The organism is Actinoplanes sp. KI2, assembly GCF_025630775.1.
Taxonomy (GTDB): domain Bacteria; phylum Actinomycetota; class Actinomycetes; order Mycobacteriales; family Micromonosporaceae; genus Actinoplanes.
In genome coordinates this window covers 18,588-37,345 of record NZ_JAOSZE010000059.1, presented here as the reverse complement: position 1 = coordinate 37,345, position 18,758 = coordinate 18,588, and the positions used below count along the sequence as shown (strand labels likewise).

General features: G+C 71.5%; 20 protein-coding genes. 5 read left to right on the top strand and 15 right to left on the bottom strand.

Annotated elements, in window-relative coordinates:
* Positions 1-10 precede the first annotated feature (10 nt).
* The 7 genes from ODJ79_RS41175 to ODJ79_RS41145 form a co-directional block, all read right to left on the bottom strand.
* Entirely contained in the window at positions 11-1,597 is a 1,587-nt protein-coding gene (locus ODJ79_RS41175) for a bifunctional uroporphyrinogen-III C-methyltransferase/uroporphyrinogen-III synthase (protein ID WP_263029143.1), read from the bottom strand.
* A complete protein-coding gene (gene hemC / locus ODJ79_RS41170) occupies positions 1,594-2,520 on the bottom strand; it encodes a hydroxymethylbilane synthase (RefSeq protein WP_263029142.1) in 927 nt (308 codons plus the stop codon). Before hemC ends, ODJ79_RS41175 begins: the two co-directional genes overlap by 4 nt.
* A complete protein-coding gene (locus tag ODJ79_RS41165; protein WP_263029141.1) occupies positions 2,517-3,806 on the bottom strand; it encodes a glutamyl-tRNA reductase in 1,290 nt (429 codons plus the stop codon). The genes hemC and ODJ79_RS41165 overlap by 4 nt, the downstream gene beginning before the upstream one ends.
* A complete protein-coding gene (locus ODJ79_RS41160) occupies positions 3,803-4,546 on the bottom strand; it encodes a redox-sensing transcriptional repressor Rex (protein WP_263029140.1) in 744 nt (247 codons plus the stop codon). The genes ODJ79_RS41165 and ODJ79_RS41160 overlap by 4 nt, the downstream gene beginning before the upstream one ends.
* Positions 4,547-4,767: 221 nt before the next feature.
* The gene (locus ODJ79_RS41155) at positions 4,768-5,409 is read right to left on the bottom strand and encodes an HAD family hydrolase (protein WP_263029139.1); all 642 of its coding nucleotides are present in this window, start codon (positions 5,407-5,409) and stop codon (positions 4,768-4,770) included.
* A gap of 10 nt (positions 5,410-5,419) precedes the next feature.
* The gene (locus ODJ79_RS41150) at positions 5,420-5,668 is read right to left on the bottom strand and encodes a glutaredoxin family protein (protein ID WP_263029138.1); all 249 of its coding nucleotides are present in this window, start codon (positions 5,666-5,668) and stop codon (positions 5,420-5,422) included.
* Positions 5,665-7,152 carry an AMP-binding protein gene (locus ODJ79_RS41145; RefSeq protein ID WP_317620748.1) on the bottom strand — a complete coding sequence of 496 codons (1,488 nt, stop codon included), beginning with the start codon at positions 7,150-7,152 and terminating at the stop codon, positions 5,665-5,667. The genes ODJ79_RS41150 and ODJ79_RS41145 overlap by 4 nt, the downstream gene beginning before the upstream one ends.
* Before the next feature lie 459 nt (positions 7,153-7,611).
* On the opposite strand from ODJ79_RS41145, the gene ODJ79_RS41140 reads away from it, so the two are divergent.
* Together ODJ79_RS41140 and ODJ79_RS41135 are read left to right on the top strand one after the other, a co-directional pair.
* The gene (locus ODJ79_RS41140) at positions 7,612-8,496 is read left to right on the top strand and encodes an ECF subfamily RNA polymerase sigma factor, BldN family (RefSeq protein ID WP_263029160.1); all 885 of its coding nucleotides are present in this window, start codon (positions 7,612-7,614) and stop codon (positions 8,494-8,496) included.
* Positions 8,497-8,692: 196 nt separating this feature from the next.
* The gene (locus ODJ79_RS41135) at positions 8,693-9,823 is read left to right on the top strand and encodes a DUF5667 domain-containing protein (RefSeq protein ID WP_263029136.1); all 1,131 of its coding nucleotides are present in this window, start codon (positions 8,693-8,695) and stop codon (positions 9,821-9,823) included.
* Positions 9,824-9,909: 86 nt separating this feature from the next.
* Here the strand turns inward: ODJ79_RS41135 and ODJ79_RS41130 are convergent, their stop codons facing one another.
* The 5 genes from ODJ79_RS41130 to ODJ79_RS41110 all read right to left on the bottom strand — a co-directional run bounded on the left by ODJ79_RS41130 (position 9,910) and on the right by ODJ79_RS41110 (position 13,727).
* Positions 9,910-10,923 (bottom strand): lysophospholipid acyltransferase family protein, encoded by a 1,014-nt coding sequence (locus ODJ79_RS41130; protein WP_263029135.1) that lies wholly within the window; start codon positions 10,921-10,923, stop codon positions 9,910-9,912.
* A complete protein-coding gene (locus ODJ79_RS41125; protein ID WP_263029134.1) occupies positions 10,920-12,038 on the bottom strand; it encodes an NAD-dependent epimerase/dehydratase family protein in 1,119 nt (372 codons plus the stop codon). Before ODJ79_RS41125 ends, ODJ79_RS41130 begins: the two co-directional genes overlap by 4 nt.
* Positions 12,039-12,106: 68 nt before the next feature.
* A complete protein-coding gene (locus ODJ79_RS41120; RefSeq protein WP_007465623.1) occupies positions 12,107-12,208 on the bottom strand; it encodes a 30S ribosomal protein bS22 in 102 nt (33 codons plus the stop codon).
* 214 nt (positions 12,209-12,422) lie between these two features.
* On the bottom strand, positions 12,423-12,635 hold the full coding sequence (locus tag ODJ79_RS41115; protein ID WP_203784881.1) for a helix-turn-helix domain-containing protein: 213 nt from the start codon (positions 12,633-12,635) through the stop codon (positions 12,423-12,425).
* A gap of 171 nt (positions 12,636-12,806) precedes the next feature.
* Positions 12,807-13,727 carry a proline dehydrogenase family protein gene (locus ODJ79_RS41110; protein WP_263029133.1) on the bottom strand — a complete coding sequence of 307 codons (921 nt, stop codon included), beginning with the start codon at positions 13,725-13,727 and terminating at the stop codon, positions 12,807-12,809.
* Between the two features lie 78 nt (positions 13,728-13,805).
* On the opposite strand from ODJ79_RS41110, the gene ODJ79_RS41105 reads away from it, so the two are divergent.
* Entirely contained in the window at positions 13,806-14,360 is a 555-nt protein-coding gene (locus tag ODJ79_RS41105; RefSeq protein ID WP_263029132.1) for a CGNR zinc finger domain-containing protein, read from the top strand.
* Positions 14,361-14,404: 44 nt separating this feature from the next.
* On the opposite strand, the gene ODJ79_RS41100 is transcribed toward ODJ79_RS41105, so the two are convergent.
* Entirely contained in the window at positions 14,405-15,226 is an 822-nt protein-coding gene (locus tag ODJ79_RS41100) for a sugar phosphate isomerase/epimerase family protein (protein ID WP_263029131.1), read from the bottom strand.
* A 111-nt stretch (positions 15,227-15,337) separates the two neighbouring features.
* On the opposite strand from ODJ79_RS41100, the gene ODJ79_RS41095 reads away from it, so the two are divergent.
* Positions 15,338-16,177 (top strand): hypothetical protein, encoded by an 840-nt coding sequence (locus ODJ79_RS41095; protein ID WP_263029130.1) that lies wholly within the window; start codon positions 15,338-15,340, stop codon positions 16,175-16,177.
* On the top strand, positions 16,177-16,617 hold the full coding sequence (locus ODJ79_RS41090) for a hypothetical protein (RefSeq protein ID WP_263029129.1): 441 nt from the start codon (positions 16,177-16,179) through the stop codon (positions 16,615-16,617). Before ODJ79_RS41095 ends, ODJ79_RS41090 begins: the two co-directional genes overlap by 1 nt.
* A 2-nt stretch (positions 16,618-16,619) precedes the next feature.
* Here ODJ79_RS41090 and ODJ79_RS41085 read toward each other — a convergent pair whose 3' ends face one another.
* Positions 16,620-17,303, bottom strand: a complete 684-nt coding sequence (locus ODJ79_RS41085) for a response regulator transcription factor (protein WP_020512993.1) — start codon at positions 17,301-17,303, stop codon at positions 16,620-16,622.
* A 31-nt stretch (positions 17,304-17,334) separates the two neighbouring features.
* The gene (locus ODJ79_RS41080; protein WP_263029128.1) at positions 17,335-18,627 is read right to left on the bottom strand and encodes a sensor histidine kinase; all 1,293 of its coding nucleotides are present in this window, start codon (positions 18,625-18,627) and stop codon (positions 17,335-17,337) included.
* Positions 18,628-18,758: the final 131 nt, after the last annotated feature.

Sequence of the window (18,758 nt, the reverse complement as noted above, 5' to 3'; positions counted from 1 at the left end):
GAGGCGATCCTTAGCGGAAGCGTAGGGCCGTGGGTCCCTGAACCTTCGAGCCGCGGCGCTGCTTCGCCGGCATCGCGGCCAGCTTCTCGCGCAGTTCGATCGCGTACGACGCGAGCGCCTCGACCAGGTCCGGCACGGAGGCGTGCTGGGGCTGGACGTCGACGCGCAGGCCGAACTCGGTGGCGGTCTCGGCGGTCTTCGGGCCGATCACCGCGACGACCGTGCGGGCGTGCGGCTTGCCGGCGATGCCGACCAGGTTGCGTACGGTGCTGGACGAGGTGAACAGCACCGCGTCGAAGCCACCCGACTTGATCGCGTCGCGGATCTCGGCCGGCGGCGGCGCGGCCCGCACGGTGCGGTACGCGGTGACGTCGTCGACCTCCCAGCCGCGCTCGATCAGCCCGGCGGCGAGCGTCTCGGTGGCGATGTCGGCGCGGGGCAGCAGCACCCGGCCGACCGGGTCGAGGATCTCGTCGTGCGGCGAGAACTCGGCGAGCAGACCCTCGCTGGACTGGTCGTCGGCGGGGATCAGCTCGGGCTGGATGCCGAACGAGCGGACCGCCTCGGCGGTGGCCTCGCCGATGCAGGCGATCTTGACGCCGCCGAAGTGCCGGGCGTCGAGGCCGTGCTCGTCGAACTTCTCCCAGACCGCGCGCACGGCGTTGACCGAGGTGAAGACGACCCAGGCGTACCGGCCGTCGACCAGGCCCTTGACCGCGCGCTCCATCTGCGCGGGGGTGCGCGGGGGCTCGACCGCGATGGTCGGCACCTCGCACGGGATCGCGCCGTACGCCCGCAGCCGCGCGCTCATCGCGCCGGCCTGCTCCTTGGTACGCGGGACGAGAACCTTCCAGCCGTACAGCGGGCGGTTCTCCCACCAGCTCAGCGCGTCCCGCTCGGCCACGTCGGCGCCGACCGTCAGCACCACCCGGCCGGTGAAGCCGAGCGCGGCGGCGACGAAGCTGTCGACGGTCGAGGTGGTCGTGTACTGCGTCTCGCCGGTGCCGTCGCCGGTCACCGCGACCGGGATGCCCGGCTCGACGCCGGCCGCGAGCAGCCCGTCGCGAACCGCGGCCAGGTCACCGGCGTCGATCGCCACGGCGAACGAGCCCTTGCGCGACGAGGCGGCGAGCGCGTCGAAGTCGAGCGCGGTCACGTCGCCGACGTCGGCGGTGGTGCGCACCGACGGCAGCGGCACGCCGGCGTAGGTGGCGACGCCCTCGGCCTGCCCGATGCCGGGCACGACCTCGAAGTGCACGGCGGTACGCGCGACCGCCTGCACCTCCTTGACCACGGACTCGTGGCCGAACGGGTCGCCGGACACCAGGTGCACGGCGGACAGGCCGGACTTGGCCGCGGACAGCAGCACCTTGGCGACGTCGCCGGGCGCGCCCTCGGCCGGGCTGAACTGGGCGTCGGCCTTGGCCTCGGCCTTGATCGCGGTCAGCAGGGAGTCGGGGACTCCCCGGTCGTACACCACCTGGTCGGCGTCGGTGAGCGCGGCGTGGGCGCGACGGGTCAACAGCTCCGGATCGCCAGGTCCGGCGCCGACGAACGCGATGCGTCCTGCTGGCTTGCGGGCGGTGCGGGTGGTCATTCTGTGCTCCCCATCAGGGTATCGGCGCCGTTCTCGAGGAGGTCGGCGGCGAGTGCTTTGCCGATCTCCGCCGCGTCGGCGGGCGTTCCGGTGCGCGACAGGCGGATGGCTCGGGACCCATCCGGGCTGATCACCGCACCGCGCAGGTAGATCTCGTCACCGTGCTCGCCCTCGGCGAGCTCGGCGTGTGCCGCGACCGGGGCTGAGCACCCGGCCTCCAGCGTGGCCAGCATCGCCCGTTCCGCCACGACGGCGGCCCGGGACGGTGCATGGTCGAGCGCGGCCAGCAGCTCGACCAGGTCTGAGTCGTCGGCCCGGCACTCCACCGCCAGCGCTCCCTGGGCCGGGGCGGGCAGCATGAGCATGGGGTCGAGCGTTTCGGTGATCTCGGCGGTCCGGCCGAGACGCGCCACACCGGCCCGGGCGAGGACGACGGCGTCCAGATCTGCCTCGGGCCCGTGGACCCGGGCGATCCGGCTGTCGACGTTCCCGCGGATCGGCGTGACCTGCAACTCTAGGCCCAAAGCACGCAGTTGCGCGATGCGCCGCACCGCGCCGGTGCCGACGACGGAGCCCGGCGGCAGCTCGGCGAGCGTCCGGTTGCCCTTGGCGACGAGCACATCGCGGGGATCCTCGCGCGGCGGGACGGCCGCGATGTGCAGCCGGGCCGGCGAGCCGGTGGGCAGGTCCTTGTACGAGTGGACGGCGAAGTCGATCTCGCCGGCCAGCAGCGCGTCCCGCAGTGCGGACACGAAGACGCCCACGCCGAGCTGGGCGACCGGGGCGGAGGAACGGTCGCCCTGGGTGACGATGCGCACCAGCTCGACCGGCCGGCCGGTGGCGGCGGTCACGGCGTCGGCGGTCAGCTGGGACTGAGCGAGGGCCAGCGCGCTACCCCGGGTGCCTAAACGCAAGGCAGTCACGCTTTTCCTCCGATCTCGGGCACGGCGTCGGCCTGGGTGGCAAGGGGGACATCCAGATCGAACAGCTCACGCAACAGCGCGGCGTACTGATCGCCGCCCGGTTCGGCGGCCAGCTGGCGCACCCGTACGGTCGGCGAGTGCAGCAGCTGCTGAACGACCCGATGCAGCGTACGGGAAACATCCGCTCGCTGCTCATCCGTGAATTCCGACCGGCGCGCGTAGAGCTTGCGCAGCTCGCCGGCGACCACGTCGTCGGCCCGGGTGCGCAGCGCGGCCACGGTCGGCGCGATGTCGGCGCCGCGCAGCCAGCCGAGGAAGTGCTCGACCTCACCGGTGACGATCTGCTCGACGGCCGCGGTCTCGGCGGCGGCCGGCAGCGCCCGGCGGGACGAGGCAAGGCTGTCGATATCGATCACGGTCAGGCCGGACAGGCCGACCGCGTCCGGGGCCACGTCGCGCGGGACGGCCAGGTCGAGCACGACCAGCGGGCCGGCCGGCTCGAGCCGGGCCCGGGTGAGCAGCGGCGCGGTCGCCGCGGTCGCGGTGATCACCAGATCGGCGTCGCGCAGGGCGGCGTCCAGGTCCTCGAAGGGGACCGCGACCGCGCCGTACGCCTCGGCGAGCCGGTCGGCGGCCGCCGCGCTGCGGTTGCTGATCCGCAGCGAGCCGACGCCGGCCCTGGTCAGGGTGGCGACCGACAGGGAACCCATCGCGCCCGCGCCGATCACCAGCGCCGACCTGCCGGCGAGCTCACCCAGCTGGACCGAGGCGACCTCGAGCGCGGCGGTGACCACGCTCTGCCCAGCCTTGTCGATGCTGGTCTCGGCGTGTGCCCGCTTGCCGACCCGCAGCGCCTGCTGCATGAGCTCGTGCAGCAGGCGGCCGGCGGTGTCCGCCTCGCTGGCCGCGTGGTACGCGTCGCGGAGCTGGCCGAGGATCTGCGCCTCGCCGACCACCATCGACTCGAGCCCGGCCGACACCCGGAACGAGTGCCGCACCGCCGCCTCGTCGTAGTGCACATAAAGGTGACCGGCCAGCTCGGTGGCCGGGATGCCGGAGGCCTCGGAGAGCACGTTGCAGACGTCGCCGAGGCCGCCGTGGAAGCCGCTCACCGCCGCGTAGATCTCCACCCGGTTGCAGCTGGACAGCACCACCGCCTCGCCGATGTAGGGCTGGCTGACCAGTTTCTGCAGCAGCCCGGGTACGGCGTCGTCCGCAATGGTGAGCCGTTCCAACGTGCTGATGTCGGCGGTGCGGTAGGACGCACCGACGCTGAGCAGGTTCACGACCCGACCGCCTCCTGATTTCCCGCCCCCGCGGCGGACCGGCCGCCAGGCAGCGCGGTGAGCGACGCCTTGCGGTGCTCGTGGAATGAGAGGATCTGCAACTCGATCGCGAGATCGACCTTGCGTACGTCGACGTTCGCCGGCACGGACAGCACGCACGGCGCGAAGTTGAGGATGCTGGTGACGCCCGCGGCGACCAACTCGTCGGCGACGGCCTGGGCGGCGCCGGCCGGGGTGGCGATGACCCCGATGGCGATGCACTCCTCGACCGCGACCTGGCGCAGCTCGTCGATGTGCCGCACGACCAGGCCGTGGATCCGTTCCCCGATCTTCGCCTCGTCGGCGTCGAACAGCGCGACGATCTTGAACCCGCGGCTGGCGAACCCGTCGTACCCGGCGAGGGCGTGACCGAGATTACCGACGCCGACCAGGCAGACGGCCCGGCGCTGGTCGAGGCCGAGCACGTACTCGATCTGCTCGATCAGCAGGGCAACGTCGTAGCCGACGCCGCGGGTGCCGTACGACCCGAGGTGGGAGAGGTCCTTGCGGAGTTTCGCCGAGTTGACCCCGGCCGCCGCGGCAAGCCCCTCGCTGGAGATCGTGTCCGCCCCGCCCTCGCCGAGGCTGTGCAGCGCGCGCAGGTATTCGGGCAACCGGGCGATCGTCGCCTCCGGGAGGTCCGGGAAGGCCGGGACGTCGCCCGTACCTCCGGGCGTGCTTCCGTGACGCTGCTGACTCATCTGACTCCGTGCCGACGAGGTTCGAACCCTGCGGTGCGAGCCCCCTGACGCCCGGCTCGACCGGCTGTGATAGCGGGGCTCTTCGAAGTCACAGAGTAGGCGCTTGTGAAGGCGTGCACAAATCGCGATCTTGGTGATGCGAATGGACAAAGATCCACTAGCGTGCTAATGCACCTCGTCCCCGAAAAGTATGCCCCCGTCACGCGCGCCCCGGCCAGCCGCTACAGCGACTTCGCGATCTCCACGGCCGCCAGCAGCGTGTCGGCAACCGGACGGCCCGATGCCCGCAGCTTGCCGGGGTTGGTGAAGCCGCCGGTGTAGAGCACCACCTGGGCGCCCACCGAGTCGGCCGCGGCCGCGTCGTCGAGCGAGTCGCCGATCAGGACGGCACGCCGGCCGGGGACGCCGAGCTCGTCCAGATGGGTCGCCAGATGGGCGGCCTTGAGGTGGCCGCCCACCTCGGCCCGCAGCCCGTCGACCCGGGTGAAGATCCCGGCCAGCCCGTACGTCTCGACGGCCGGCACCAGCTCGCTGTGGAACCACATGGACAGCAGCGACTGCCCGCCCGGCCACGACTTGATCGCCGTCATCGCGTCCTCGGCCAGCGTGGTGCTGGTCAACCCCAGCCGGTACGTGTCGTGGAACAGCTTGTCGAGCCGGCCGAACTCGTGCTCGTCGATCGCCCGCCCGAGCATCTCGGCGTAGAACTCGGCCACCGGCCGGCGATACCGGGCGCGGTGCTCGTCGGCGTCGACGGGCCGCCCGCCGACCGACTCGAATGCCGCGTTGGTGGCCGAGACCACCAAGTGCAGGTCGTCGAGCAGGGTGCCGTTCCAGTCCCAGACCAGGTGCGTAGGCGTCACGACGATCAACCTATATGCGGGGCTCCCCCGGCTGTCGCGCCAAATCCCGAAGCAGCCGGGCCTCCTCGATCCGCCAGTAGCCGTGCTCGGCGCCGTCCAGGAGCACCACGGGCACCCGGTCGCCGTAGTCGCGCTCCAGCTCGATGTCCGACTCCACGTCGACCCGACTCCACTGACCAGGCAAAATGCGGTCGAGCACGGCCTCGGCGTCGGCGCACAGGTGACAGCCGTCCCGGCTGATCAAGGTCACCCGGTTCACGACGCGATCTCCCTCTTCCGGACCTTGCCGATGGCCGAGTGCGGAAGGTCACGCACCAGCTCGATGCTCGGCAGCTTGAACCGGGCGAGCTGCCCGGCGCAGTAGACCTGCAGCTCGGCCGGGGTGGGCGCGGGGTCGAGCGCGGCCACAACGTACGCGTGCGGCCGCTGTCCGGTGTCCGCGTCGGGCACACCCACCACCGCCGACTCGGCCACCGCCGGATGCGCGTCGAGCACCCGCTCGATCTCGGCCGGGTAGACGTTGAAGCCGTTCACCAGGATCAGCTCGCCGATCCGGTCGACCAGGTGCAGGTCGCCGTCGCCGTCCGCGTACGCCACATCGCCGGTGCCCCACCAGCCGTCGGCGTCCGGCCCGTCCCGGCCGTCCGGCCAGTACCCGGAGAAGAGGTTGGCGCCGCGCACCACGATCTCGCCGGGGTCGGTGCCGGCCGAGTCCGGAACGGCGAGGTCGAGCTCGGCCAGGTCCTCGTCCGGCGAGCCGGTGCCGTCCTCCCAGAGGACCTCGCCGTCGGCGCTGCGCAGGCGCAGCGAGACTCCCGGCAGCGGGCGGCCGATCGAGCCGGCCTTGTCCCGATCGCTGACCGCCGTGGTGGTGAGGACCGGGGCCGTCTCGGTCAACCCGTACCCGATGATCAGGGTTTTGCCGGTCGAGGCCGAGAAGCGGGCGGCCTCGGCGGGAGCGATCGGGGCGGCGCCGCACACCGCGGTGCGCACGCTGCTGAGCGCTCTCTTGACCGACGGCTGCCGGGACCACTCCATGTACATGCCCGGCACACCGACCGTCACGGTGACGGCATGCTCGGCAATCACGGAGAGCGAGGCGGCCGGGTCGAAGCGGTCGATCAGCACCCCGGTGGCCGCGTGGTGCGCGACGGTGCCCAGACCGGTGTTCAACCCGTACGCGTGAAAGAACGGCATCGCCAGCAGCACCACGTCGTCGGGGCCGACCACCGGTGGCTCGATCGCGTCCAGCTGACCGTGGTTGGCCGCGAGCGCGGCGCGGGTGAGCATCGCACCCTTCGGGCGCCCGCTGGTCCCGGAGGTGTAGAGCAGCACGGCGAGATCGGCTGCCGAGACTTCCGGCAGCTCACCGGTCGCTCCGGCAAGATCCGGCGGTACGCACGGCGGGGTGGCCGACCGCAGTTTCGTGCGGGCCTCGGCCTCGGCGACCACCACCGCGGCCTGGCAATCGGTGATCACGTAGTCCAGCTCGTCGGCCGTGTACCCGGGGTTCAGCGGCACCGCGACCCGGCCGGCACGCAGCACCCCGTAGTAGGTGACGACGAAGTCGATCGAGTTGCCGAGCACGATCGCGACCCGCTCGCGCGGCCGGGCCAGCATCACCAGCCGACCGGCCGCGGCCTCCACCCGGGCGTCGAGCTCGGCCCAGGTCAGCGTGCTCGCCGGGGTGATCAGCGCGGGGTGGTCGGGTCGCGACTTGGCGGCGGCAGCGATCTCGTCCACGAGGCACGAGTCTGGCACAAACCCGCCGCCAGGGGGATGCCGGACAGTCTGTCCGTCGGAGAAAGAGCCGTGTACTCCATCGTGTCAAGCGTTCCTTGTGTCTTGTCTGCGCCACTTCGTACTATTTTCGCGCAGCGCACACGGTGTGCGACTCCGTGTGTTCGGTGTCCGTGATACTTCGCGTCTGTGTAACGGACTCCACAGCCCTGGGTGAGGTCGGACCGACTTTTTGTGGGCCGGCCCACCCCTTTTGCTATGAGTGATCACCCCTCATCCCGAGGAGGCCGCTGTGCCACAAAAAGCACGGAATCGCTGTACATCCACGCCTGGCGGGGCGGATGTGCGGTCGGACCAGAACCGCCGGGTTGGGGAGGCGCAGTGAGTCATGTTTACGCCGGGGATCCGTACCGCCTGGCCGTCAACGCGGGGCTCGGCGCCCTGCGACAGTCCGTCGACTCGATGATCGTCAACACGATCCGGGACGAGGGCGCCAAACGCACCAGCAACCGCCGGCACGTCAACGAGTCGCCCGGGGTCCGGATGCCCCCGACCGGCAACGCCAAGCCGCTGCCCAGCGGCGGACTGACGGGCGGCGGCCGGGTGACGGCGCCCGACCGGCCGGCGATGCCCGCCCAACCCACCGCCGGGCAGCGCAGCAACCTGCCGGAGAGCCCGAGCCCGGCCACCGACGTCACCGTGGTCGTCCCGGCGCAGAGCACCTCCGGGCCGCCGACCGAGAACGAGCCGCCCAAGTATCCGGCCCGCCCCGACCCCGGCGACGCCGCGGCCGAGGTGTGGGCGCTGGTCGAGCGCGCCCAGGCCGGCGAGGCGGAGGCGTTCGGCCTGATCTACGACCGGTACATGGACACCGTCTTCCGGTTCGTCTACTTCCGGGTCGGCAACCGGCAGCTGGCCGAGGACCTGACCTCGGACACCTTCCTGCGCGCGCTCAAGCGGATCGGCAGCTTCACCTGGCAGGGCCGCGACCTGGGCGCCTGGCTGGTCACCATCGCCCGCAACCTGGTCGCCGACCACTTCAAGTCGGGCCGGTACCGCCTGGAGGTCACCACCGGCGACGTGCTGGACGCCGACCGCGAGGACCGCGGGCCGGAGGGCAGCCCGGAGTCCGCCGTGGTCGACCACATCACCAACGTCGCCCTGCTCACCGCGGTCAAGCAGCTCAACCCGGAGCAGCAGGAATGCATCGTGCTCCGCTTCCTGCAGGGCTTCTCGGTCGCCGAGACGGCCCTGACGATGGGCAAGAACGAGGGCGCGATCAAGGCCCTCCAGTACCGGGCCGTCCGGGCGCTCGCCCGGCTGCTGCCCGAAGGGTTCCAGTGGTGACCCGCGACGTGGACCTAGCACAGCAGAGCCTGTCGATCTTTCCAAGCCAATGCGGGTCGTCCGTCCCCGTAACCGGGGACGAGCCTCACGCGTTTGTCCCGGTGCGACCCCGGGCGGCCTCGGCGGCCACCGGCATCATCGCGACCGTCGGCAACGCCGCCGACGCGACAGTCACGAGCGAGGGGAGGTGCCCACGGTGAACTTCGACTTCCTGGACCGGCGGAGTGCCGAGCGCTTCGCGGAGCTTCTCGACGAGAACACCGGCGGCCGGCGATTCGGCCACGACCCCGCCGACGAACGCCTCGCCGAACTGGTCGCCATCGGGCACGGCCTCCGCGGCACCCGGCCCGAAGTCCCGGTCGACTCCGAGTTCCGCGTCGGGCTGCGGGCGATGCTGGTCGCCACCGCCGAGCGGGGCGGCCTCGAAGGTTCCGGCCCGGAGGAGTCGGCGCCCGCCGCGGCGCCCAAGTCCCGCGACGGGGTCCTGGGCCGGGGTGGCCGGCGGATCCGGGCGCGCGGGGCGATCGTGATGGGTGTCGCCGCCGGCGCGCTGGCGGTCTCCGGCATCTCCGCGGCGAGCGAGAACGCGTCGCCCGGCGACGCCCTGTACGGGGTCAAGCGCTCCACCGAACGCGCTCAGCTGGCCATGGCCGGCTCGGACCTCAGTCGCGGCCAGCTGTCGCTGGACTTCGCCCGGACCCGGCTCACCGAGGCGGCCTCGATGGCCGGCGACGCGGCCGGTTTCGGCCGGGTGCTCGACGACATGGACCTCGACACCCGCCAGGGCGTCAAGCTGCTGGACACCTCGGCGGTGGCCCGCCAGGACGTCAAGCCGCTGGCCACGATCGACAAGTTCGTCAATCGGCAGCGGCAGGCGCTGATCCCGGTGATGGACCGGCTGAGCCCGGCCAGCCAGGAGCGGGCGGCGTCGTCGCTGGCGCTGCTCGACGCCGCCGGCCGGCGCGCCGACGACCTGCGGGCCGGGCTGAACTGCTCGACGGTGATCTCGGCCGGCGCCGACGAGCTCGGTCCGAAGCTGCGCGACTGCACCACCAACGCATCGGGCGCGGCCACCGGCAGGTCCGGTGAGCGCAGCGGCAAGTCGAGCCCCCGCGACTCGCGGGAGGCCAAGGTCAAGCCGGCCCGGCCGAACCCGGCCGTCACTCCGGACGCGACCGCCGCCGCCCACCCGGACGCGCCGGCGTCGTCCGCGCCGGCCCTGCCGCACGGGGCGACGCCGACCGCCTCGGCGACACCGACCGTCACCAGCACCGACGACACAGATGACTCGGCCGGCGTGCCGTTCTGGGACTTCGACGACCAATAGCGATCCGGGAACAGGCCGGACATGGCGAGGGGCGGTTGCCGGGAATTACCGGACCGCCCCTCAGCTGTCACTATAGGCGACTTGCGTCAGATGCCGAACGGGTCGGGCCGCTTCTCCAGCAACTCCAGCAACGTCGCCTGGATCGTCTCGCGTACCTGATCGGCGAGGTTGAATACCACCATCGGATCGTCCGCGTGCTCGGTGAGGTGCGCGGTCGGGATCGGCGGGCAGAACTGGATCAGCCACTTGCTCGGCAGCGGCACCAGCCCGAGCGGCCCGAGCCAGGGGAACGTCGGGGTGACCGGGAAGTACGGCAGCCCGAGCAGGCGGGCCAGCGGCTTCACGTCGGCGATCACCGGATAGATCTCCTCGGCGCCGACGATCGCCACCGGGACGATCGGGGTGCCGGTGCGCAGCGCTGCCGAGACGAACCCGCCGCGGCCGAAGCGCTGCAGCTTGTACCGGTCGGCGAAGCGCTTGCCGATGCCCTTGAAGCCCTCGGGGAACACGCCGACCAGCTGACCGCCGCTCATCAGCCGCTCGGCGTCCGGGTTGCAGGCCACCGTGGCGCCCGACTTGCGGGCCAGCTCGCTCAGGAACGGCACCCGGAACACCAGGTCGGCGCCGAGCAGGCGGAGGTGCCGGGCCGCCGGCGTACGGTCATGGATCGCCACCGACAGCATCAGCGCGTCGAGCGCGACCGTCCCAGAGTGATTGCCCACCACCAGGCCACCGCTGTCGGCCGGCACATGCTCGATGCCGAACACCTCGGTGCGGAACCAGTCGTGGTAGAGCAGGCGCAGCAGCGGATGGAAGACCGCGTCGGTGAGCTCCGGATCAAAACCGAAATCATCGACCTCGTACGCACCGGCCAGTCGCCGGCGCAGAAAGGCCAGTCCGTTCGCGACCCGCTGGTCCCAGATGTCGACCGCGTCCCTGGCCTCGGCCGTCTCCGCCGGCGCGGGCTCCTCGGGATGACCGTTCATCTGCGGCACCTCCGGGATCGGCCGCCGGCCGTTCACCTTGACCGGAGCGGCCGGTTTGGGCAGCTTGAAATCGGCGTGGCCGGGCAGCATGTCACGGTACTCGTGCTGGCTCACGGCGCATCGTCCCCAGCGGATGCCTTTTCGCTGATAGCGGCCTGTTCCCGCAGTGCGGCCCGTTCGCTCACCGCGGCCCGGGTGCGGCGGATACCGTCGAGGATGGCCCGCTCGGCCGCCGCGAGCCGATCGGCGGTGAGCGACGAGCCGTTCGCGTGCGCCGCGATGAAGTCGTCGAACGCGGTCGCGGTGTCCCGCGGGGTGAAGCCGAATTCGCGCGCCAGCTTGGTGGTGTCGACCACCCGGCCGTGCACGAACAGGTCGATCTGGTCCAGGCCGATCTCGCCGATCCCGACGTTGCGGGCGAGCGCGAGCACGCTGGACAGGGTGCCCTCGGGCAGCGGCACGGCGATCCGGCCGGCCCGGCGCACGGCCTGGGACAGCGCGAGCACCCCGGCGCCGGCCACGTTGAAGGTGCCCGGATGGTCCTCGATCACCGACCGGTGCAGGATCTCGAGAGCGTCGTCGACGTGCACGAACTGCAGCCGGGCGTCGCGGCCGAAGACCGTCGGCACGAACGGCTGGGCGAACATCCGGGTCAGCGTGGTGTGCGCCGTGGAGCCGATGAACGGCGCGAACCGGAGCACGGTCGCGGGCACCTCGGGGCGACGCCGGCGGAAGCCGCGAACGTACCCCTCGATGTCGAGGATGTCGCGGGCGAACGACCCACGCGGCACCGCCCGGGGCTCGGTGTCCTCGGTGAAGACGGCCGGGTCACGGAACGAGGCGCCGTACGCGGCCGTCGACGAGCGCACGACGAGCTTGCGCAGGCCGGGTGCGGCCTGCGCGGCGGCGAGCAGTTGCATCGTGCCGATGACGTTCTGCTCTTTCATCGCCTGACGGCCGCCGTGCTGCGCGTCGGGCGCGCTGCTGACCGCCATGTGCACGACCGCCTCGGCGCCGAGGTCGATGAAGGCACCGGCGGCCGCACGCGGATCGGCCCGGATCAGCTCGACCTCGGCCAGGTCGGCCCGGAGGGCCGCCGGGGGTTCGTGCGGATCCAGGCCGACGACGCGTTCGATGCGCGGGTCGGCTGCGAGACGGCCGGCCACCCGGGCGCCAAGCGGCCGGCTGACGCCGGTCACCACGACGACGCGGGGCGGTGAGGTCACCACAGAGGCACCTTCCGACGCGGCGGAATGCGGCAAGCGCGGGGGCCAGGGGATCTCACCCTGGCCGGCCGTCACTTGCCCAGACGGCGACGCTGGACGCGGGTCTTGCGCAGCAGCTTACGGTGCTTCTTCTTCGCCATACGCTTGCGGCGCTTCTTGACCACGGAGCCCATACGAATTTGCCTCTCGAACCATGTGGCTCGGACCGGCGATGCCGCAGGGCACTCACCGCATCCGATCTGGACGGCGTCCCGGTCTGGTCGCCGCGCGAAGCAGCGGCGGGTGGCGGACCGGGAACCAACCGCACCAGCGTACCGGCCCAGCCGCGACGGAGCCAAAGCGGCCCTGTCCGTAGAACCGGGCGCCGGTAATGGCCCAGCCCGTCGGTCAGGCGGTCTGGGAGAAAGCGCCCCGCAGATATTCGTGCACCGCGTGCTCGGGCACGCGGAACGACCGACCGACTCGGACGGCGGTCAGGTCGCCGCCGTGCACCAGCCGGTAGACGGTCATCTTGGAAACCCGCATCAGGGCGGCCACCTCGGCCACGGTCAGGAACCGTACCTCCGAGAGGCGCTCCTCGGTCTGGGCTGGACCCGTCATCCCTCGCACCGATCCTTTCGCGGGCACGCTCCGCCGCGGCCGGACAGGCTTCGCGACGCGGCGGCTTACGTGCGTGTCATCAGAACGGTATCGATACGAATGTGACCAACGCGATGCGTTCCGTGAAATGGCCACAAAAAGTCAAGGCCGACACGCCGGATACGCGGAGTTTTAGCCCTTTTTGGGGATTCCGCGGGCGAACCGCACCGCCAGCGACGGTCGTTCGGCAAGGCGACGCAGCAGGTAGCCGTACCACTGCGTGCCGTACGGCAGGTAGACCCGCACGATGTTGCCGCCGGCCGCGAGCCGGGCCTGCTCCTCGGTGCGCATGGCGTACAGCATCTGGAACTCGTACTCCTCCGCGGAGCGGTCGAACCAGCGCGCCCGGTCCTCGGCGATCGCGATCAGCCGCGGGTCGTGGGTCGCCACCATCGGATAACCCTGGCCCGACATCAGGACGTTCAGGCAGCGGACGAACGACTTGTCGATGTCCAGCGGGTTGGTGAACGCCACCGACTCCGGCTCGGCGTACGCCCCCTTGCAGAGCCGCACCCGTGACCCGGCGGTCGCCAGCTCCCGGCAGTCCCCCTCGGTACGCCGCAGGTACGCCTGCAGCACCGCCCCGGTCGACGGATACTCCTTGCGCAGCTCGGCCAGGATCTCCAGGGTCGAGTCGGTGGTGGTGTGGTCCTCGGCGTCCAGGGTCACCGACGTGCCCGCCTCGGCCGCCGCCGCGCACACCGCGAGCGCGTGCTCGAGCGCCGTCTTCTCGTCCAGCCGCTGGCCCAGCGCGGACAGCTTGACGCTCACCTCGGCGGCCGGGGTCAGCCCGGCCGAGCGCAGCCGGCCCAGCAGTGCGACGTACTCCTCCCGGGTGGCCTGGGCGTCCTCGGCGGTCGCCGTCTCGGCGGCCAGATGGTCGACCGTGATCGACAGACCGTCGTCCGCCAGCTCGCGGGCCGTGACCAGCACCGCGTCGATGTCATCGCCGGCGACCAGGCCACCGGCCACGTTCTTGCTGAGGGACGCGGAGGAGATCAGCCGCCCCAGGCGGGACGAATCCGCGGCGGCCAGGAAGACGGAACGGAGCATGCGCCGAGGGTATCGCCCGAACCCGCGCCGGTCGCGGCAACCGTGTCCGTCGCGGCGAGGTGCGGCTACCGTTGTCGGGTGAACTTCGATGAGTACGCCCGGACCGCCGTCGACCTCGTCAACGCGGACCTGAGCGACCTCGCGGACATGCGGGCCCTGTTCGCCGACGACCAGGGCTGGATGCGTGAGCACGTCACCGAGAAGGACCTCGGGATGCTGCGCCGCGCCCAGCGCCGGCTGCGCGACGTCTTCGAGTTCGGCACCACCGGCCGGGACGGCGACGCGGTCAACGAGCTCAACACCCTCCTGGAAAACTTCCCGGTGCAGCCGCGCATCTCCGGGCACGACGCCAGCGACTGGCACATGCACGTGACCAGCCGCGGCGCCTCGGTCAGCGCGGAATACCTGGCGGGCGCCGTGTGGGGCCTGTCGGTGTGGCTGTGCGAGTACGGCAGCGCCCGGTTCGGCATCTGCGCCGACGAGCGCTGCGGAAACGTCTACCTCGACACGTCGTCCAACAACTGCCGCCGGTTCTGCTCGGAGCGGTGCGCGACCCGATCGCATGTGGCCGCGCACCGGGCCCGCAAGCGAGCCGCCAACCTCACACCCGCCTCCAACCTCACGCCCGCGTAACCGCCGCGTTCAGCCTCACGCCCGGGTAATCGCCGGCGACGGCCTCACGCCCGGGTAACCGCTGGCGTCGCCGATTGAGCCGGCGCCAAATGGCGCCGCGCGAATTCCAGCGACTCGCGCAGGTCTGCCTCCCGCGCGGCCCGCGACGCCGCGCGCCGGGTGGAGACCTCCAGCGCCACCGAGCCGGTGAACCCGCGGGCCACCAGCGAGCGCAGCACCTCGGCGCACGGCTGATTACCCCGGCCGGGCACCAGATGCTCGTCCCGCCCCTCGCCGGTGCCGTCGCCCAGGTGCACGTGCTTGAGGCCGGACCCCATCCTGTCGAGCATGTCCAGCGAATCGATGTGCGACGCCGCGCAATGCGAAAGATCCAACGTGTACGCGTCGAAGCCGGCCTCGGTCGGATCCCAGCCCGGCGTATATGGCACGAACCAGCGGCCCGCCATCTTCACCGGGAACATGTTCTCGATCGCGAAGTTCAGGCCCGGATGCCGGGACTGCACCTTGGCCAGGCCGCCGGCGAAGTTCTTGGCGTAGTCGCGCTGCCAGGAGAACGGCGGGTGCACCACCACGGTCGGCGCGCCCAGGGTCTCGGCCAGCTCGGCCGCCTTGGCCAGCCGCTCCCACGGGTCGGAGCTCCACACCCGCTGGGTCACCAGCAGGCACGGCGCGTGCACCGAGAGAACCGGAACGTCGTAGTGATCGGCGAGGCCCTTGAGGGCGCCGGCGTCCTGGCTGACACGGTCCGTCCAGACCATGACCTCGAGGCCGTCGTAACCCACCGTGGCGGCCATCTCGAAGGCGGCGGCGGTCGGCTCGGGGAACACGGAGGAGCTGGACAGCAGGACGGGGACGCGGGACTTCACGTGGTAAAGGGTAGACCCGTTTGTCGCGCACGCCCGCGCCTCGGACGGGTAGATGGGGTCATACCGGGCGGCAACGCGGCAATAGTCACCTGCACGCGTACGCTGTCGCGAGTGACCCGCCGTGACCAGAATCGCCCCAGCGAGGTCGGCCTCGACTTTCCTCGGGAATGGATCGAGTTCCTCGACCCGGCCGACGAGCAGCACCTCATCCGCGCCGACCTCACCTGGCTGCTGTCCCGCTGGACGTGCGTCTTCGGCGCGGCCTGCCACGGCATCGTGGCCGGCCGCGCGCACGAGGGCTGCTGCACGCACGGCGCCTTCTTCACCGACGCGGACGACGAGAGCCGGGTGAAGGCCGCGGCCGCGAAGCTCACCCCGCAGACCTGGCAGCACTACCGCAAGGGCTTCAAGAACTACACGGAGATGGATACCGTCGACGGCTCGAACCCGGCCCGCCGCACCGCGATCCGCACCGAGGACGGCCCGTGCGTCTTCCTCAACGACGGCGACTTCCCGGGCGGCGGCGGTTGCGCCCTGCACGCGCAGGCCCTGCGCGACGGCGTGCACCCGCTGACCTACAAGCCGGACGTCTGCTGGCAGCTCCCGGTCCGCCGCGAACAGGACTGGATCAAACGCCCGGACGGCACCAAGATCCTCCAGTCCACCCTGACCGAGTTCGACCGGCGCGGCTGGGGCCCCGGCGGCCACGACCTCGACTGGTGGTGCACCTCGTCCCCCGAGGCCCACGTCGGCAGCGAGCCGATGTACCTCACGTACGGCCCGGAGCTCGCCGCCCTGGTCGGCAAGCCCGCCTACGACAAGCTCGCCGAGCTGTGCGCCGCCCGCGCCAAGACCGGCCTGGTCGCCATCCACCCGGCAACGGCCGCCGCCGGCCCGCCACACGACCGAGGCGGCCGCGAGCCGGCCACCCCCCGACCCCCGAAGGCCTGATGCGCGAGATCCCGCCGAACCTTCGTGGGCTGCTCTCGGAGGCGGACCTCGCTGAGATCGCCGCCCACCCGATCACGCTCGGGGAGGGCACCGAGCGGGACGCCGTCGACCTGGTCGTCGGATGGGCGAAGCATGTCGAGAAGATCGATACAGACCGTGCCCTGCCCTGGGAGGACCACAGCGTCTTCAACGAGCACGACCTCGCCGCGGCACTCCACATCCGGGATTTCCTCGAGCGTGCCTTGGGCGAGTTGAACGCCTCCGTGCGCGAGCGGCTCGCGGTCTGGGTCGCCGTGGTGGACGAGCATTTTCGCTCGTTCACCGTCGACGACCCGGACCGGCGGATGGGCGCGGTCGCCGATGTCGACCTGACGTGCCGGCCATGGTGGTGGCGACGGGTGCCGATCGACGGACCGATCGCCGAGGACCTGACCCGATAGGTCTAGGGCTCGAACTTGTAGCCGAGGCCTCGGACGGTGACGATGTAGCGCGGCGCGGACGGCTCCGGCTCCACCTTGGAGCGCAACCGCTTCACGTGCACGTCGAGGGTCTTCGTGTCGCCGACGTAGTCGGCGCCCCAGACGCGGTCGATCAGCTGTCCTCGGGTCAGCACCCGGCCGGCGTTGCGCAGCAGCAGTTCGAGCAGCTCGAACTCCTTCAGCGGCAGCTGCACGCCGGCGCCGTCGACCGTGACCACGTGGCGCTCCACGTCCATCCGGACCGGGCCGGCGGCCAGCGTCGGGGTGGACACCTCGGCCGCCTCGGTGCCCTGGCGGCGCAGCACCGCTCGGATCCGGGCGACCAGCTCGCGCGGCGAGTACGGCTTGGTCACGTAGTCGTCGGCGCCGATCTCCAGGCCGACCACCTTATCGATCTCGCTGTCCCGGGCGGTGACCATGATGATCGGGACGGCCGAGCGCTGCCGCAGCTGGCGGCAGACCTCGGTGCCGGACATTTCCGGAAGCATGAGATCGAGCAGCACGATGTCGGCACCGGTCCGGTCGAACTGCGTGAGTGCCGAGGTTCCGGTCGGGGCGACCGAGACCTCGAAGCCCTCCTTACGCAGCATGTACGACAGGGCGTCGGAGAACGACTCCTCATCCTCGACCACGAGCACGCGGGCCAATGTGGTTCCTTCCATCTTCCGGCTCCGGGGACTAGCGCCCGGCCGCACCGGACTCGATCTCAATTGCCGCTGGTAACGGCAAAGGGGCTTCAGGGGGACGCGCTGGTAGGCGCAGGGTGAACGTCGAGCCATCACCAAGCGTGCTGGTGACGTCGACCCGACCGCCGTGGTTGGTGGCGATGTGCTTGACGATGGCCAGGCCCAGGCCGGTGCCGCCGGTCGACCGGGACCGGGCCTGGTCAGCCCGGTAGAACCGCTCGAAGATCCGGTCGACGTCGTGCGGGGCGATGCCGATGCCCTGGTCGGCGACGTCGATCTCGACCCAGTGCTCGTCCTGACGCAGGGTGAGCGACACCCTGGTGTCCTCGCCCGAGTAGGCGATCGCGTTCTCCACCAGGTTGGTCACCGCGGTGGCCACCTGGCTGTCGCTGCCGTACACCGTCGCGCCCTTGGGACCGGCGTAGGACACCTCGATGCTCTTGGCCGACGCCGTCGTCCGGGTGCGGTCGATGACCTCGGCGATCACCCAGTCGACCGAGACCGGCTCGAGCGTGGGCAGCGGCTCGGCGCCCTGCAGCCGGGTCAGCTCGAGCAGCTCGTTGACCAGCCGGCCCATCCGGGCCGACTCGTGGTGGATCCGCTCGGCGAAGCGCCGGGCGGCGACCAGGTCCTCGGACTTCTCGTCCTCGGGCTCGACGTCGGCGGCCGACTCGGTCGCGTCCAGCAGCGCCTCGGCAAGCAGTTGCAGCGCGCCGATCGGCGTCTTCAGCTCGTGGCTCACGTTCGCCACGAAGTCGCGTCGCACCCGGGCCAGCCGGTGTGCCTCGGTGACGTCGGCCGCCTCGATCGCGACGTGCGTCGAGTTCAGGGCCACCGCGCGCAGGTGCAGGCCGAGCGGGGCGTGCGCTCCCCCGGCGCGGCCTCGGGGCAGATCCAGCTCCACCTCGCGCCGCACGCCGGTGCGTCGCACCTGGCCGGCCAGCGTACGCAGGATGGGGTGCGCCGCGATGGTGCCGGGCGCGCCGCCGGAGCGCAGCAGCCCCATCGCCCGCGCGGCCGGGTTGACCAGCACCGGATGGTCCTCGGCGTCGAGCACGACCACGCCCACGCGCAACGAGTCGAGGCTCTTGCGGCCGAGACCCCGGATGCCGTTCGGGTCAGCGTGTGGCCCGTCGTCGGTGTCGATGGTGCGTCCCCCCTCGTTCGGCCGGGAGACGGACTCGGCCGGCTCCGGCGACCTGCGGGAGCGAGCGAACAGCACACCCGCGACCGCGCCGACGACGAGCGCGACGAGGGCAAGGGGGATGGTGTTCGCCGAGTCCACGCAGCGATCGTAGGGTCATTGTTTACCTGGGCCATACGGCGAACCGGACAGAACGGGCGCGTGTCGAATAATGTTCACCACTGCGCCCGGCGTCGTTCACCGGTGTTCATGTCACGGCCGTGATGTAGACC